General features: G+C 40.5%; 15 protein-coding genes and 2 pseudogenes. 7 read left to right on the top strand and 10 right to left on the bottom strand.

Annotated features, from left to right (window positions below):
* Positions 1–23: 23 nt before the first annotated feature.
* Complete coding sequence (locus ACKQAD_RS16565; protein ID WP_409161159.1) at positions 24–149, bottom strand: hypothetical protein; 126 nt, start codon at positions 147–149, stop codon at positions 24–26.
* Between the two features lie 231 nt (positions 150–380).
* Positions 381–1,511 carry a linear amide C-N hydrolase gene (locus ACKQAD_RS16560; RefSeq protein WP_409161158.1) on the bottom strand — a complete coding sequence of 377 codons (1,131 nt, stop codon included), beginning with the start codon at positions 1,509–1,511 and terminating at the stop codon, positions 381–383.
* A 623-nt stretch (positions 1,512–2,134) separates the two neighbouring features.
* On the opposite strand from ACKQAD_RS16560, the gene ACKQAD_RS16555 reads away from it, so the two are divergent.
* Positions 2,135–2,908, top strand: a complete 774-nt coding sequence (locus ACKQAD_RS16555; RefSeq protein WP_409161157.1) for a DUF3750 domain-containing protein — start codon at positions 2,135–2,137, stop codon at positions 2,906–2,908.
* A 604-nt stretch (positions 2,909–3,512) separates the two neighbouring features.
* On the opposite strand, the gene adhP is transcribed toward ACKQAD_RS16555, so the two are convergent.
* From adhP to ahr, 3 genes are all read right to left on the bottom strand, one after another.
* Positions 3,513–4,523, bottom strand: coding sequence for an alcohol dehydrogenase AdhP (gene adhP / locus ACKQAD_RS16550; RefSeq protein WP_409161156.1), 1,011 nt, complete (start codon positions 4,521–4,523; stop codon positions 3,513–3,515).
* 225 nt (positions 4,524–4,748) lie between these two features.
* Positions 4,749–5,672, bottom strand: coding sequence for a GGDEF domain-containing protein (locus ACKQAD_RS16545; RefSeq protein ID WP_409161155.1), 924 nt, complete (start codon positions 5,670–5,672; stop codon positions 4,749–4,751).
* 152 nt (positions 5,673–5,824) lie between these two features.
* The gene (gene ahr, locus ACKQAD_RS16540) at positions 5,825–6,844 is read right to left on the bottom strand and encodes an NADPH-dependent aldehyde reductase Ahr (protein WP_409161154.1); all 1,020 of its coding nucleotides are present in this window, start codon (positions 6,842–6,844) and stop codon (positions 5,825–5,827) included.
* 484 nt (positions 6,845–7,328) lie between these two features.
* Between ahr and ACKQAD_RS16535 the strand changes: the two genes are divergently transcribed.
* The 6 genes from ACKQAD_RS16535 to ACKQAD_RS16510 all read left to right on the top strand — a co-directional run bounded on the left by ACKQAD_RS16535 (position 7,329) and on the right by ACKQAD_RS16510 (position 12,692).
* Entirely contained in the window at positions 7,329–8,207 is an 879-nt protein-coding gene (locus tag ACKQAD_RS16535) for a DUF6387 family protein (protein ID WP_327618135.1), read from the top strand.
* Between the two features lie 193 nt (positions 8,208–8,400).
* The gene (locus tag ACKQAD_RS16530; protein ID WP_205536056.1) at positions 8,401–8,652 is read left to right on the top strand and encodes a helix-turn-helix transcriptional regulator; all 252 of its coding nucleotides are present in this window, start codon (positions 8,401–8,403) and stop codon (positions 8,650–8,652) included.
* Between the two features lie 31 nt (positions 8,653–8,683).
* Positions 8,684–8,998: a hypothetical protein gene (locus tag ACKQAD_RS16525; protein ID WP_409161153.1), complete on the top strand. Its 315-nt coding sequence runs from the start codon at positions 8,684–8,686 to the stop codon at positions 8,996–8,998.
* An 80-nt stretch (positions 8,999–9,078) separates the two neighbouring features.
* Positions 9,079–9,375, top strand: coding sequence for a hypothetical protein (locus tag ACKQAD_RS16520; protein ID WP_409161152.1), 297 nt, complete (start codon positions 9,079–9,081; stop codon positions 9,373–9,375).
* A gap of 58 nt (positions 9,376–9,433) precedes the next feature.
* Positions 9,434–9,799 (top strand): hypothetical protein, encoded by a 366-nt coding sequence (locus tag ACKQAD_RS16515; protein WP_409161151.1) that lies wholly within the window; start codon positions 9,434–9,436, stop codon positions 9,797–9,799.
* A gap of 361 nt (positions 9,800–10,160) precedes the next feature.
* Complete coding sequence (locus ACKQAD_RS16510) at positions 10,161–12,692, top strand: DEAD/DEAH box helicase (RefSeq protein ID WP_409161150.1); 2,532 nt, start codon at positions 10,161–10,163, stop codon at positions 12,690–12,692.
* A gap of 118 nt (positions 12,693–12,810) precedes the next feature.
* Here the strand turns inward: ACKQAD_RS16510 and ACKQAD_RS16505 are convergent.
* The 5 genes and pseudogenes from ACKQAD_RS16505 to ACKQAD_RS16485 form a co-directional block, all read right to left on the bottom strand.
* Positions 12,811–13,044: pseudogene (locus ACKQAD_RS16505) on the bottom strand (DUF4756 family protein); the annotation flags it as partial.
* 9 nt (positions 13,045–13,053) lie between these two features.
* A pseudogene (locus ACKQAD_RS16500) lies at positions 13,054–13,115 on the bottom strand (DUF4756 family protein); the annotation flags it as partial.
* 61 nt (positions 13,116–13,176) lie between these two features.
* Positions 13,177–13,770 (bottom strand): hypothetical protein, encoded by a 594-nt coding sequence (locus tag ACKQAD_RS16495; RefSeq protein WP_409161149.1) that lies wholly within the window; start codon positions 13,768–13,770, stop codon positions 13,177–13,179.
* Positions 13,771–13,950 (bottom strand): hypothetical protein, encoded by a 180-nt coding sequence (locus ACKQAD_RS16490; RefSeq protein ID WP_409161148.1) that lies wholly within the window; start codon positions 13,948–13,950, stop codon positions 13,771–13,773. It abuts the gene before it with no gap.
* Between the two features lie 255 nt (positions 13,951–14,205).
* The gene (locus ACKQAD_RS16485; protein WP_409161147.1) at positions 14,206–14,907 is read right to left on the bottom strand and encodes a DNA-binding protein; all 702 of its coding nucleotides are present in this window, start codon (positions 14,905–14,907) and stop codon (positions 14,206–14,208) included.
* Positions 14,908–15,571 lie beyond the last annotated feature (664 nt).

Below are 15,571 nucleotides of genomic sequence, written 5' to 3'. Positions count from 1 at the left end.
GCAACAACTCGTTGCAAGGATGTTTACCCCAAACCTGATTTATTCAACAAAGCCGCATCCTGCTGCAAGAGGCGTTGGTAGATCACCTCGATTTTGTCATTGGCTTGACTGATGGGCATCGCCGACAAGCAGAGCAGTGCGGCAATCATCGTTTTCCTTATCATCGCTGTTATGTCCTTAATTCATTCCCTGAGTGGATAGTAAGTGGTGCAGATAGAAAATATTGAAGTATTTTACTGTAACATAATGATTTTATTGAAAGGTTTTTTTGTCCTATTTTTTATTCAGAGCGGAATAATGGCGGCAATAAAAAAGCGCCATGAAAAGATGGCGCTGGAGAGAGTGAACAGAATGCATATCACATGGGCTGGAAGCGTGCGTTACAGCCCCGCGAATTTAAACGGCGTAGCTGGCTTAAACTGCTCTGAGGCCTGACCAGAATAAATGGTGCTTTGGTTTGGCCCTAAATCTAACTTGCTGGCGTTATTGCCACGCGGAGCGAAGTCAATCTTTTTCAAATCAACCCAAAAGATATTGGGGGATACGGCAGATTCAAAAAAGTATTGTAGCGATTTATGGTCTACAACGGTACGCCAGCGCGTTGAGGCGATATTGGGCATGTTCGGTAACGAATAACCATAAGGAACGGAGGCATTACGTATAATACTGAATGCGGTAGCTAAGTCCGCTTTATCTTTTTCTATTTTATTTTTCTCTGCGGCCCCAGGAATAAGTTTATTGGGAGAAACATTATCCACATAGAATGATGCGCGAACAAAGCGATCGGCAGCGCGGTTCGTTCCCGGTAGCATCACATTGCCACCGATCTGATCCCAATAGGCATTCAGCGTTAATTGTTGATCGAAGGGCGGGGAATTGGTCATCACCTGATAGTCTTTACTATGATGAATGACTTGTTTGCCATCGATATATTCAATAATCGCACTGTCGCCAGATGAATCAGATAAAGAAAGATGGAGTGTCGCATCCCTATGCTGCCCTTCGACAGGTTTAGTGACGACAATGAATTTTTCCTGCTGTAATGATTTTACAGCTTCATCAACGGTGGCAAAATTATCCAACACATATTGTGCCCAGGCAGCGACACTTAAGCCCGGTTTTTTGGCTGTTGGTGCAGTTTTGGGATATTCAGACTCTGCCAGCCAGAGTACGTTTGCTGCCAATCCTTTTTCATTAACGCCATCAGTGGTGGAAGCCATGTTCTCTTTGCTATCAAAGGCAGAGGCAATCACACTGCCATATTTTGACGTCCATTCCAGAGAATGCGGGCCTGCGGCGCCAGAGCGCTTTAATTCTCGAGGGAAAATCCACAGGTTGGTCTCGGTATCATCGGTCCAGTCCATGGAACGGGCGGTAATGGGATAATCTGGGTTATTTTGATCCTTATAAACGAGCCGTGTACAGGCGAGTGATACCGCGGACGTCAACGTCAGAGCTACCAAAGATAATACACACACTGTAGACTTAATCTGCTTATTATTTCTTATCATTTTATTTCTCCAGTTTTGCTTTTTAATGGTGATCGATAAATGCATTTTTATTATAGGAGGTGGTGTTTTTTATTTCCTATTATTTCTTTTTGGTAAAATGGCTGATGCTTTTTACTCTTAATTATTTTAAATGGAATATATTCCCTTTAATGGTTTTTCAGGATTTCGTTACTCTTTCAATGATATTCCATAGTAAAGTGAAGTTTGAATGGAAAATATCCTGATTACGGCTTGTTTTTCATGATAATAAAACAAGTAACGTACCAGCTATTACCCTAATCAAAAGTATTCACATCACCATCATACCGAAACGGGACGAAGACATGATGCGAATAGGAGAAACGGCGGCAATGGCGGCACAGGTGATAAAGTGAAGGAGAGGCGGGTAAAAATAGAATCGAGGGTACGGATGGGAAATCGTAACGATGCGGTATGGATGCCCGTAAATATTCTGGTTGTTTCAATACAAAGTAAAAGTAGGTCAATATTTCACCCAATGTCTTAACCTTACCGACAACTGGCAGTAAACTGGCGGAATGCTTTTTTGACCGATTTTCACTGTGGGCGTTCGCCTGCAGGCGTATCGATTCCGTTCCATCTCTTTTCTGTGAGCTATCTGGTCTATGACGTACCTCAAATTCTTGGGGATTGGGTTTATTTGTGTGCTGTTGCTGTCTTTTTGGCAAAGTTGGGCGCAGTCAACGCGTAACGGCGAAACGTTTAGCGGGCAAAGCTGGTGGTCAGCCAAACGCGATTCTTCCGGCTTAGCGCCTAACCCTGTGCAATTTCGCCAGACGGCTATCGTGCAGGTTTATGCTGCACCGACCTACGGCTGGCGCGGGCTGGTGGCTGTGCATCCGTGGATCATTTTCAAGAAGGCGGGGGAAACGCAATATCGCCGTTATGAAGTGGTGAGCTGGGGGAGTGATAACGTTGTACGTCTGAACCGTTCGGCGGCGGATGCGTATTGGTACGGGGCGATGCCGAAGCTGTTGGTGGAGCACCGTGGTGACAAGGCGGAAGCCATGATCCCGCAGATTGAAGCCGCGATTAACAGCTATCCGTGGCCAAAGACTTACCACGCCTGGCCAGGGCCGAATAGCAATACGTTTCTCGCGCACATTGGCCGTGAAGTGCCTGCGCTCAAGCTCGATATGCCAGCTAATGCCATTGGTAAGGATTACCGACCGATCACGCGTCCGGTTGGACTGTCGCCATCGGGAAGCGGCGTGCAAATCTCACTGCTGGGCGTGCTGGGTATCACGATGGGCATTGAAGAGGGGATTGAGGCCAATATTCTGGGGCTGAACATGGGCGTGGATATGAACCCGCCAGCGCTGCGCTTACCCTTTGTTGGCCGTCTCGGCTATGAGAAAACGGGCAGCGAGGAAGGCTAAGCTATCACCTTTACGCTTCGCATTGCCGCAGATGTGTCAGCGGATTGACGACTTCGGGTTGCAGAATCTCGCCGGATTAATCATGATTTATTGAGAGTCTTCAGCATGGCTGGAAAACAGCGCAGTAGCTGGCAGTTTGATTCCGCACAGCATTGTCACCTGTCTTATGTCATCTGTAAGTTAACACAGCCGGAGACTTTCCTGACAGGAAAGGGTCATTGGTTATTCAGGGATTATCAAAAGACCGCGTTACTCCCAGGATGTGAGAAGTATCATTCAGAATAGGACATTATCAATGTCACTTATCGATCATATCGATCACCTTGTACAGACCTGCGTTGATCTTGTGGCGACCCGGCATTTTTATGTTGATGTGTTGCAAATACGGGAGGAAACGTTTGCAAACGGGCGCGTTGCTTTTCATTTTGGTCATCAAAAAAATCAATGGCCACCAGTGCGGAGCAGAGCATGAGCCGAAAGCGCATTTGGCTGTTCCGCCGCCGGAGCAGGTTATGGCGCACTTGGCACACTGCCGTTGGCTAAAATATAAAAAAATAAAAAGGGATAGCATAGCGCTATCCCTTTTACATCAGTCAATTGCCGCTTATATTGACAGGTCGATCACCATGCGACCCGTGATTTTCCCGCCTTTCATTTCAGCGAAAATCGCGTTGATGTCTTTCAATGGACGACGCGTCACTTTCGGTTTCACTTTCCCTTCGGCCGCAAACTGAAACGCTTCTTTCAGATCTTCGCGTGTGCCGACCAGCGAGCCCAATACTTGAATGCCATCCAGTACCAGACGTGGAATATTCAGATCCATTGATTCCGGTGGCAGACCGACGGCAACAATTCGCCCGCCCGCGCGAACGGCATCGACCGCGGAGTTAAATGCCGCACGCGCCACGGCAGTGACTACGGCCGCGTGTGCGCCGCCCACTTTTTCCTGAATGATTTTGGCGGCATCGTCTTTGGCCGGGTTGATGACCAGATCCGCGCCCATCTCTTTAGCAAAGGCCAACTGAGCGTCGTTGACATCAATCGCGATGACCTTCGCATTAAAGACGTTTTTGGCGTATTGCAGCGCCAGATTGCCCAACCCGCCCAGTCCATAAATGACGATCCACTGTCCTGGCTTGATTTGCGAGACCTTCACCGCTTTGTAGGTTGTCACGCCCGCACAGGTAATACTGCTGGCGGCGGCAGAATCCAGACCATCCGGCACTTTTACTGCGTAATCGGCAACAACGATGCATTCTTCAGCCATCCCGCCATCAACGGAGTAGCCCGCGTTTTTTACTTCGCGACACAGAGTTTCGTTACCGCTATTACAATATTCACAGCGGCCACAGCCCTGGTAGAACCAGGCGACACTGGCACGATCGCCGGGCTTCAGTGATGTTACGTCCGGACCCACTTCTTTGACGATACCGATGCCTTCATGACCAAGTGTGATGCCGGTAACATCGCCAAAATCCCCGTCTTTTACATGTAGATCGGTATGGCACACGCCACAGCATTCCATTTTCAGCAGGGCTTCTCCGTGCTGGAGGGGGCGCAGTTTTTTGTCCTGAATCTCAACAGAATGGTCTTTCGTTACGATGGCTGCTTTCATTCGCCTTCCTTTTACTGAATGTATCGTGGGGGGAATGTATTTTGTTCTACCTATAAAAGAGTACACGCTGGCTGACGAGTTGATTAATCAGGAAGTGTTTAATTTTGTTACAAAATGATAGGTGATTGGTGAGTGAGTAATCGTGAAGGGGGAAATATCGTTTTCAGTAGTTTTTATGATGATTAAGAGAGAGCGGCGCGTCCGTGCGGCCGTGTATTGGTCAAGCTAAAGGGGTTTTTCTGTCGGCTCAGTAGCCCATTCCACTTTGCCTTTACCGGTGTTTTTAGCCTGGTAAAGTGCGACATCCACGCGTTTCATAAAATGTTCGGTGGGTTCCTGCGGCTGTTTTTTACCCGCGCCGATGCTGACAGAAAGATGGTGCGTATTCTTAATAATGATTTTTTTCGCATTTTTTAATACCGATCTTGCCAGCGTCTCTGCCCGATCTTGCGTCCCGTCATACAGAATAATCGCGAACTCTTCCCCGCCGATTCGGGTTGCTACGATGTCACTGTTATCGAAACGGGAAAGAATATGGCCGAACTTGCTTAATATTTCATCGCCTTTTGCATGGCCATATTTATCATTAATGACTTTGAAATTGTCGATGTCGATAATAAATAAATAGGGCGTTTTTGCTTCGAGTTTTTTTAATTCGTTAATAAAAAACCGACGATTAGGGAGCTGTGTGAGTTCATCGCTGAATGACTGTATTCTGGCTTCGACATACTTATTATTGATTTGCTGTATCAGGGTATAGACACCAAACCCGACGCCAAACATCCCAAGAATTCTCAGCAGATCCTCAACATAATACCCAACCAGTTTGGGCTGGTAGATAAACTCATCCATAAAATCAAACGTCGCGGCGCATATCCATATGTGGAACCCGAGGCGAATGGATAACGCTGAGGTATGGTTAAGGGATATTTTACTGGTACAGGACAAAATAAAAAAAAGAAAAACCAGCGCGATCGAATCGGTATAAGAGCCGGGGTTATCATGCAGTTGTTCCTGAAAGTCACGGTGCTTGAAGAACAAAAGGTTGAATATAATGATCAACACAGACAATAATAAGGCGAACCTTATAGATGAGGAGGCTTTCTTATTTCTATCAATGAAATCATGGTCATACTCTTTAAAAGGCATTGCGGATCTCCACTTGCATCACCTTTCAATCCTATCATGAAACCGATTGAATGCATTCAGCATCGTCGTGCTGGGTGGTGTAGTCCAGAGAATGACGTTGGCTGAGTTGATGTGCAAAAGTAGACGCCCGATCGCTCAGGCGTCTTTACCGATTAGAAATCGGCTTTTAGTACGACGCGGTAGCGGGCTTTGCCGTCGCGTACGTGCTGGATGGCCTCGTTGATTTTTGACATCGGGAACAGCTCCGTCTGCGGCTTCACGTTGGCGCGGGAGGCGAGCTTCATCAGCGAACGCAACTCATGTGGCGAGCCGGTAGAAGAGCCGGAAACGCTGCGGTCGCCTGCGATGAGCGTAAAGGCTGGCACGCTAAATGGCTTCATCACGGCACCGACGGTATGGAATTTCCCGTTATAAGCGAGCGCGTTGAAGTAGGGCTGCCATTCCAGATCGACGCTCACGGTGTTGATGATGAGATCGAACTGACCCGCTAATGTAGTCAGCGCCTGCGGATCGCGGCTGTTGATGACTTTATCGGCCCCCATCGCCAGCACTTCCTGCTCTTTGGCCGGGTTCGAGCTGAACGCCGTGACTTCACAGCCCATCGCATGCAGGAGCTTAATAGCGATATGTCCCAGGCCACCGATACCGATCACGCCGACGCGGCTGGTCGCCGTGATATGGTGCATTAACAGCGGTTTGAAAACGGTGATGCCGCCACACAGCAACGGGCCCGCAGATTCGATATCAATGGAATCAGGAAGCGGGATAGCCCACTGCCAGTTCGCCCGAATCTTATCGGCAAAACCGCCTTTATTCAGGATCGTCGGTACGCTGCCTTGCTGACAGTTGGTTTGGCTGCCGCTGATACAGGCATCGCAGTATCCACAACTGCGTGCCGTCCAGCCAATACCGACGCGCTGACCAATCTTTAATCCTTTGTTCTTCGCCGCGTCGCCCAGCGCGTGCACACGGCCAATCACTTCATGCCCGGCAACCAGCGGATAGCTTGACATGCCCCATTCGTTATCGATCATTGAGAGATCGGAATGGCACACGCCGCAGTAATCCACTACAACTTCTACGTCTTCCGCCTGTAGTTCACCCGCATCAAACTCATACGACTCCAGCGCTGCGCCCGCTGCCGGTGCGGCATAACTTTTTATCATCGTCATCACAATCTCCTCAGTATGGTTTGATTAACCAGTCTAAAGGGTTATGGCGTTTTTCTCTATGTCACAACGCGCATGGGGTTTTTCATTTTGTGTCGGGTAGGGAAGAGGAATGGGCCGCGCTTGCTTTACTGGCATCACTTACTTATGCTGCGAAGTCTAAGTACATGACTCGGGGTGCCCTTCTTTGTGAAGGCTGAGAAATACCCGTACCACCTGATCTGGATAATATAATTATATTATTTATCATGGTGTTATGAATTGTTTTCCCTATTCACTTCCCTAACCATTCCCAATCTTAGGGAAGTGAGGTGGTACCTATCTCGCTCAATCCCCTGAAATACTCTGCAACAAAACACCAGAAACTGTGCTTTTCGTTTCCTGTCTTCCATCTGTGAGATAGCGTTGTTGCTATTGCTTGGCATAAGATAACGCTCAGATAAATCGGGCATAAAAAATCGTTCGGTATCAGAACAGGATAATAAGAATGAAGTCAGGTGAGGTTATCAAAGCTGCGAAGCAATGGTTCAGGCTGAGCAACTATGATGTTTTACAGGAAATCACGTTAAACGACCTTAGTGACGAGCTGAGTCGCCGGGCAGTTTTGTTCCGTTATGATTCCACCAATGAACAAAGTCCACGCTATCAGCGCTATCTAGAAGAAGAAGCCAAGATACTGGCTGGCACTCCGCTATTAATCAGCTCAACCAAAACTATCCCCCCATCATCCAAAAAGAAAAACCCTCTGGCTGATGCCACATTACATGTTCAGCATATCACCGTTGGGGATATTAGCCGCTATGAGGCAGACTTACGGAAACTCAATTTACTCCAACGTAGCGATGCTTCGTCTGATGCACCATCAGTACCAGTATCAAGAGAACAGGGTAAACAGCGATTAACGGACATCGATCGTCTGAATGATGATCATCCCTTGTATCTGTGGCTAAACATCAAACGTCTGACTGATGATGAAGTTATCGAACATATCAAAATCATGCTCCCACAATGGCGTAAGGAGTATGGCATAACGGAACCAGAGATCGGTTTATTTCGCTTTGGTCTGAGCACGATTAAGAAAGTGATCTCCCTGAGAACTATCCCTATGCTGGACCTGATGTTATGGGCTAATCATCGAGGGGTAAAAATCTCTAATGAGCAAATGTCACGTTTACTCTATCCGAATGATTCAGAGGTGATTAGAGGAGGAGCGCAAATTAAGGATACCGATAAACCTTTTGCGGAAAAAGCACGGACCCGTGAGTTTGCGCGTTTGTTTAACCTCTATCTGAGCAAAGACAGCTACATGATGGATGTCAGAGTGGCTGATGCCATGAAGATGAACGAAAAAGAAGAAGAAAACTAACCTTTCCCACTATCTCCGGGAGCCTGCCATCAAGACAGGTTCCCTTATGCAAAACCAGCGACATTCGCACATTTTCATTTTCCCCAAAATCATATCCCTTCATTGTCTCGAAAGATGTTGTTTACCAACGTCTGCATCTTGTCATTGCCACTTTCCCTAGAATTACTCCTGTCGAAACAAACAGGAGAAGACAATGAAAAATAACAATAAAAATCAACAACGAACAGCGCTCTATGAGCAAAACGAAGTCACACCAAGAAGACTTATCCGCCTCCCGGAAGTGCTCAAAAGGGTAGGGTTAAGTAGGGCAAGAATGTATGGACTGATCAATGCTGGTCGCTTTCCTAAACAGGTCAGGATTGGTCTGAGATCGGTTGCCTTTATCGAAAGTGAGATAGAAGCGTGGATGGATAGTGTTATTGCTGCCCGTAATGAATCTCACTAATAATATTTTAATAACAACAAGAGGAAATAAAATGAATAATCAAGAAATGAAAAATATCAAAGAGTCATCTACCAAAACTTTTGTAGCTATGGCGAAGAATCTTTATATAACGGGGATACGTATATATAAAGAACAAGAAGAATATGAGGTATTGGCATCCATTATGTTGGATAGTAATAGAACGGAATCATATATTTTGCATGTTAAAGAATATCTGGCAACACGCTTTGATGAACATATGGAAGAAGCTGGTAAAAGAGAAAGACTTATCTATGTTGATATGGATAAAGTCATGTTTGAAATGAGATATGTGCATACTAAAGCATTACTTTTTAGTATGAGTTAACAACAGCGTATTCGGCCCCGAAAAGGGGCTAATAAAAAACACAATGAATTAAATAAGCATTTAACTATGAGGGTATAAATATGTCTAAAGAGAAGATAGGTGTTAATAAATCAACCGAACTGTTCTATGACCTTGCATGTAGATCGTTTTCCGCAAGCTGGAATATGTTCATGGAAGTTAATGGTGATGGGGATGCTAATGATTATTTGAATGACCCGGATTTTATGAGTCCATTTATTATCCATGTGATTGACCATATCCAGAAAAACTTTGAAAGATTCACTGCCCAAGAGGGTAATAACGGTGATATTCATGAGGTTAACTTTGAGCAAATCGCGGAAATGTTGGTGTGGTATTCGGATAGATTCAGAAAATAAGTTTTAAGATTGCCCTGCGAGGGGCTAACAAAAATCAAACTAACAAAAAGGATTAGATATGAAAGAGATTGTATTAAATGAAAATAATGAGACAGCAAGAAATATTGTTGCAAATGTTTTACAGGGCTACTGTGAAACGGTTTACAACATATATGAAAAAGAACCAGAAGCAGCAATGAATATTTTAAATGGAGAACTGCTTTCGGAAATACTTTACGATGTTCTGATTACACATGAAGTTGAAGAGTGTGTGAAAAATGGGAGATATAGAGATTTTATTGACATTGACCTTGATGAGTTAAAGGAAATGATTTTATATTGGCATAAAGAACATATCATTGGACTCGTGTTAAAAAATATAAAGCAGGATGACACTGATGATCCTATTTATTGGAAGTTAAAAATGACAGTGAATCGGCATTGATAAATGTCTATATTCCCTCGTCCAGAGGGAAATAATCTAGATAAGATAACTGAGAGGTTAAAAATTATTGATGAATTCCATGTTAGAATTTTGAGTTTTCAACTCGCTTAGGGAAGCTAAATGTAAGCATGCAAATAATTAGCATTGCATATATAAGCATGGGTGGTAACCCAGCTAAATTAATTTATAATCCACCTTTTTATAATAAACAAAATCAGATAGTTAAGTGCCTTACCTGTTTGCTATGTTATTGTAATCCAATGTTTTTATAGTTTAATCTTGTCTATATGAAGATCTTACATTAAATTTAAAATGTAAGTGATTATGAATTGATATTTTTCGCGATATTAAAGGAAATGACATGATTGACTTTACTAAGAAACTTAAGAATAAAGAGTTGCCTAAACGAATCAATCCTATTGAAATATATGAAGCATTGGATAGAAGAAGTGAAACTGGTCCTCTTAGACCTTCGCAAAAAAAAATATTAAATGATTGGTACGAAAATAGACGCTCAGCGCGTGATAACATCATAAAGCTACATACTGGTGAAGGAAAAACATTAATTGGATTATTAATCCTTCAGTCTAAAATAAACGAAACAAATGAATCTTGTATATATGTTTGCCCAAATATATATCTTGCAAAACAAGTAGTTAGGGATGCGGAGAAATTTGGCATTCCGTATTGTATAATTGATAAAACGAAGAAAATCCCAGACGATTTTTTAGCTGGTAAAAAAATATTGATTACATATGTGCAAAAACTTTTTAATGGGAAAACGGCATTTGGACTTGGAGCTAAGTCAATAATTGTTAATAGTATTATTCTTGATGATTCTCAAGCATGTATTGACTCTATAAAAAATAGTTTTACAATAAAAGTTGATAAAGAAAGTTCATTATATAAATCTATTCTTAGTTTATTCGCTGATGAATTAAAAGGGCAAGGAGAAGGAAGCTATTTAGAAATAGAAAGTGGTGTTGGTTATAATACGGTTTTGCAAATTCCTTATTGGGCATGGATCGATAAAAAAGATCTTGTTGCTAAAGAAATTCTAAACTGCCAAGAGGATAAAAGGATATTCTTCATCTGGCCATTAATCAAAGATAACATAAATAATTGCCAAGCCTTCATTTCTGGTGAGTATTTAGAAATATCTCCTATTATATCCCTTATCGATTCTTTTGGTACTTTTAGTAAAGCTAATCATAGATTTCTTATGTCAGCGACGACTCAGGATGATTCTTTTTTTATAAAAGGATTAGGATTTGATATTAATGCAGTATCTGAGCCACTTATAAACAAAGATTTAGTGTGGTCTGGGGAGAAAATGATACTGATACCATCATTGATTGATGAAACATTGGATAGAGAAAAAATCATTAACTGGTTATTAAAATCGTATGATAAAAGAACTTTCGGTCAAGTATGTCTCACCCCTAGTTTTAGCAATGAAAAACAATTTGAAAAAATTGGTGCTCTTGTTTCTAAAACTGAAACTATATATGATGATGTTGAAAAGTTGAAGTTGGGATATTACAGTCAAGTAATCGTTTTTGCCAACAGATATGATGGTATTGACCTACCAGATAATTCTTGTCGTGTATTAATTATTGATTCAAAGCCATATTCTGAAACTCTGACTGATAGATATGAAGAAGAGTGTCGCCCGAGTAGTGACATAATAAATATTAAAACAGCTCAAAAGGTAGAGCAAGGGTTAGGGCGTAGTGTAAGAGGAGAGAAGGACTACAGTATTATAGTTATTACCGGGGGAGATCTTGTACAGTTTATAAAAAGTCCTTTAACAATGAAATATTTTTCTCCGCAAACTCGTATGCAAATTGAGATCGGTAGTCAAATTGTAGATTTTGCAAAGGATGAAATAGGCAGTGATACGAATATAGGGAAGTTGCTAGTTGATATTATGAACAAGTCTCTTCAAAGAGATGAGGGATGGAAAGAATATTATACTGAAAGTATGAATGCTATTGTTATTGGGGATAGTGATAATCATGTGCACAAATTAATATGCCGAGAATATGAGGCTGAAAAGTATTTCGCTGAAGGTGAATTTGATAAAGCCTGTAATGTAATTCAAGATATATGTGATAACTACATAAACGATGAAACAGAAAAAGGCTGGTATCTTCAATTACAGGCAAGATATAAATATCTGGTCAGTAAGGTTGAATCGAATAAAATTCAAAAATCAGCTTTTAAAAAAAATAAAAATTTGCTGAAACCAAGAGATGGAGTTGTTTACAGAAAAATTACGGGAATAAACTCATCAAGAACAAAAAGGATTAAAGATTGGATTCAACAACATGAAGATTTTGCATCTATGATGATCTCCGTAGATGGAATATTGCAAAACCTTTTTTTTGGTGTTCGATCAGAGAAGTTTGAAGAAGCTATCCATAATTTAGGATTATCAATAGGTTTTGTTTGTCAGCGCCCGGATAAAGAAATTAAAAAAGGTCCAGATAATCTATGGGGAGGTGTAGATGAACAATACTTTTTAATAGAATGTAAAAATGAGGTTGAAGAAGATAGAAAAGAAATTAATAAACATGAAGCTGGGCAGATGAATAGCCATTGTGCTTGGTTTAAAGAAGAGTATGGCGAAGCAAAATGTCATAAGATTATTATAATAAATACAAAAATATTGTCTTATCATGGGAATTTTAGTGATACTGTTGAAGTAATGAGAAAACATAAATTAAAAACGCTCAAAGATAATGTCAGAGCATTTTTTAAAGAATTCCAAAATTATGAGTTGTCCTCATTATCTGACGATAAAATTCATGAGTTTATACAACCCCATAAATTAGATATTAGCCACATGTTAAGTGATTACTCAGAAGGATATACCAAAGCGAGGAAATGATATTACATTGTTATTTCTATCCAGATGATCGAGTTGAAACATATTGGTCATCTGGTTTTTTTTTAAATTCATAATATGAATCCGCTATTAATTTTTAATATGTTGTGATTGTTTTTATTTAAACAGATATTTTTCTACGTGTTTTATTCGATGTTCCAAAACCTGATGAGATATGAGAAAGCTGTTCAAGACTCTGCTCAACAGAACGTTGAAACTCAAGCGCTGCTTCTGTGCGCTGTTTTACTACCAGAGCAACGGTTTCTTCATCACTTTTTTCTACAATTGCTTTCCCATAAAGCCTACGTTCATAAAACTTATCAAGATTCCCTGATGATTTTGCAGATGTGTTGGCTGTCCTTTAAGTTTTTCAATAGTATCAAAATATGATAATAAATCGCTGTTGTCTAACTTTACATTTCTCATACATACCTCGTCATAATAATTGTTATATTTATATGTTAAAGTATATAGAGAAAGTGTCAAATTAGCGCTGTTTCTCTCTTGGTAAGAAAACACCTTTAATGCAATCAGGATTTATTATAGCGACTTGAATATGATTTTTTTCATAAAATTTTGCACCATCATATAAAGGATTTCCTTCAAGAAATGCGGCACGAACAGAATCAAAAGGTGTTCCGGCTTCCTTTGCCATATTACAAGCATAACGTATTACTGCGCAATCTAACTCACGTCGCATGAAATCAAAATCATTCTTACCAAATCCAGAATTTTTTGGAATCGGTTTTCCTGATGCATTTAAAGAGGAAATCATGTCATCATATGCGACTTTCAGGAAGTCGATATATTTTTGATCTAAGAGATCAAGGCAATGACCAAGATCTATCACGGTACCTAATACGAAAGGTATTTTAACTTTCGAGCCTTTTCTTTTTTTGTCCTCTTCGGCATATTGAATAGCTCTTGCATAGTTGTTTTCCCAGAAATAAACACCACTACCAAGCCAGTCATATGAATTATTACTATGAATAAAGTTGTCTTTTTTTAGCAAAATACGTAAAGCAGCCCGTTTATCTATACCATGAAAACCATAAACAAAAGCAGGTTTAGATGAATACATTTAACTGGCTGCCATTTTGCTTTCTTTACTTTTCTCAACAGTTTCTTTTGAGAAGAAACGAGAGTTGAAAGTACCATTTTTAGTCAGTATTTTAGCATCCACTAATAGTTTGAACCGTTCTTCATCGGTTCGCTTAGCAGCTCTTTCCTTCACTCTTTTTGTCAGTTCTTCTATATCCATTATTCACCCCTTTTTTTAAAATCTTAATGCTCACGCATTATACATTTTTTATGTCAAAAAATCAATCAAATATAAAGTATTGCGCATAATGTAATTTTAAGGAAAAGAAAAAGTATAATTTTTTGATTTTGCCCATTGTTACATATCCGATATAACAAATACTTATGCATTGATTGATTTATGTATGATTATTACTCCAGTATATTATGCTAAAACAGCATGAGATTATTGTTTTAAACAAGTTTCTTCATTTATCTATTCAACATCATCATAAACTGGCTCTGCTGTTTTAGGATACTGCAGAGTCAGTGCTGGATCTGTTTCCTTGTTAGAACAGCTATCAGGTGTTTTAGGCGGCTTAGATGTTGTCGTTCCCTCTGCAGGTTGATTGTCAGAATCATTTGTTTGATTAAATGTATAAACATTACCAAATGCTGGTTCATTATTAGCCTCAAAACCCTGAGCCTTTTTAACATTAGGGCGCTGTCTCATGTTAATACTATGCGCTTGGCCTTTCAAAAAGATATTTGAGTTCATAAAAAGATCACCATCTTTATCGATAATAATCCCCTTGGTTTTTAGCTTTTTGAAGATTAGCGACATATTCGATTTCCCGATACCCAAATCACGACAGAGAGCCGCCTGCGAAATGTGAAACAGATTCCCGAACTCCATTTTATTAAGGATTTTAGCAATCACTTTCAGTTCACTCTTGGTAATATCAAGTTCAGCAAGACATTCGAAGTTTTTTGTAAAGAGATGAACATAATCAACATCTTTTTTGATAGATTTAATATTTTCCTTTCGCTGATATATGTTAGTCGTGTCTTTATGCCTGCTATGATAATGCTCAAAGATCTGTAATCGCTGTTCCGGCGTAAAGTTGTTATCATCAATATACTGTTGTAGTTGGAAAGATGATAATTCATGCAGGTGTTTAAAATCTATAATAGTCATAATGATCTCCTTTTATTATTGTTATTTTTAATACATAACAGATTAAACATTATCGTCAATAATAAAGTCAAAAATAAGTGGAAAAAGTTTAAATAAACTGGCAGACTGTCCAGCGTTATTCCAGACTGGACAAAGTTTAGTTAAACTGGATACGGCGCCAGTATAAAAGTTATATTGGTTTCTAGTGTTATTATAACGGCGTAAAACTAAAGTTATTGAATTTAATAACTCTAGTTTGTAAAATCAATAACCTTTGATATTCACTAGTTCTTATTTTTAATAACCTTTTGCCATATAACTGTATGTTAATAAAGTTAAAAACGGCCCGTAATATCTAGTACTAATATAGTAAAAGGTAAACTTGTGCCAAATAAATGGCACCTTGTTATTTTGCATGATTTTTCTTTGTATTTTATGTGCAGCGATGTGATTGTTTTATACAATCACGAAGCGCTGCTGGCATGTTAGAAAGGCTGAAATTGTTTTACTTTTATTTTATTAGCGGCTATCGCCGCAATTCTTTATGGATAAATCCATTTCTAACAGGGATGAACCCTGTTTCAGCAATGTGATTGTTTTGGACAATCACTAAGTGCTGCTTCTTTGAATATAGTTTTCCTATACGTTTAAGAGCAAATGCTATATGTTATCGCGGTAATGCTAT

Source organism: Pectobacterium artocarpous (genome assembly GCF_046159765.1).
Lineage (GTDB): Bacteria > Pseudomonadota > Gammaproteobacteria > Enterobacterales > Enterobacteriaceae > Pectobacterium.
This window is presented reverse-complemented; position numbering and strand designations above follow the sequence as displayed.

What these genes read in the sequence shown, in the direction of transcription:
- ACKQAD_RS16565 (WP_409161159.1), bottom strand. Translation starts at nt 149, where the DNA reads ATGATTGCCGCACTGCTCTGCTTGTCGGCGATGCCCATCAGTCAAGCC.
- ACKQAD_RS16560 (WP_409161158.1), bottom strand. Translation starts at nt 1,511, where the DNA reads ATGATAAGAAATAATAAGCAGATTAAGTCTACAGTGTGTGTATTATCT.
- ACKQAD_RS16555 (WP_409161157.1), top strand. Translation starts at nt 2,135, where the DNA reads ATGACGTACCTCAAATTCTTGGGGATTGGGTTTATTTGTGTGCTGTTG.
- adhP (WP_409161156.1), bottom strand. Translation starts at nt 4,523, where the DNA reads ATGAAAGCAGCCATCGTAACGAAAGACCATTCTGTTGAGATTCAGGAC.
- ACKQAD_RS16545 (WP_409161155.1), bottom strand. Translation starts at nt 5,672, where the DNA reads ATGCCTTTTAAAGAGTATGACCATGATTTCATTGATAGAAATAAGAAA.
- ahr (WP_409161154.1), bottom strand. Translation starts at nt 6,844, where the DNA reads ATGACGATGATAAAAAGTTATGCCGCACCGGCAGCGGGCGCAGCGCTG.
- ACKQAD_RS16535 (WP_327618135.1), top strand. Translation starts at nt 7,329, where the DNA reads ATGAAGTCAGGTGAGGTTATCAAAGCTGCGAAGCAATGGTTCAGGCTG.
- ACKQAD_RS16530 (WP_205536056.1), top strand. Translation starts at nt 8,401, where the DNA reads ATGAAAAATAACAATAAAAATCAACAACGAACAGCGCTCTATGAGCAA.
- ACKQAD_RS16525 (WP_409161153.1), top strand. Translation starts at nt 8,684, where the DNA reads ATGAATAATCAAGAAATGAAAAATATCAAAGAGTCATCTACCAAAACT.
- ACKQAD_RS16520 (WP_409161152.1), top strand. Translation starts at nt 9,079, where the DNA reads ATGTCTAAAGAGAAGATAGGTGTTAATAAATCAACCGAACTGTTCTAT.
- ACKQAD_RS16515 (WP_409161151.1), top strand. Translation starts at nt 9,434, where the DNA reads ATGAAAGAGATTGTATTAAATGAAAATAATGAGACAGCAAGAAATATT.
- ACKQAD_RS16510 (WP_409161150.1), top strand. Translation starts at nt 10,161, where the DNA reads ATGATTGACTTTACTAAGAAACTTAAGAATAAAGAGTTGCCTAAACGA.
- ACKQAD_RS16495 (WP_409161149.1), bottom strand. Translation starts at nt 13,770, where the DNA reads ATGTATTCATCTAAACCTGCTTTTGTTTATGGTTTTCATGGTATAGAT.
- ACKQAD_RS16490 (WP_409161148.1), bottom strand. Translation starts at nt 13,950, where the DNA reads ATGGATATAGAAGAACTGACAAAAAGAGTGAAGGAAAGAGCTGCTAAG.
- ACKQAD_RS16485 (WP_409161147.1), bottom strand. Translation starts at nt 14,907, where the DNA reads ATGACTATTATAGATTTTAAACACCTGCATGAATTATCATCTTTCCAA.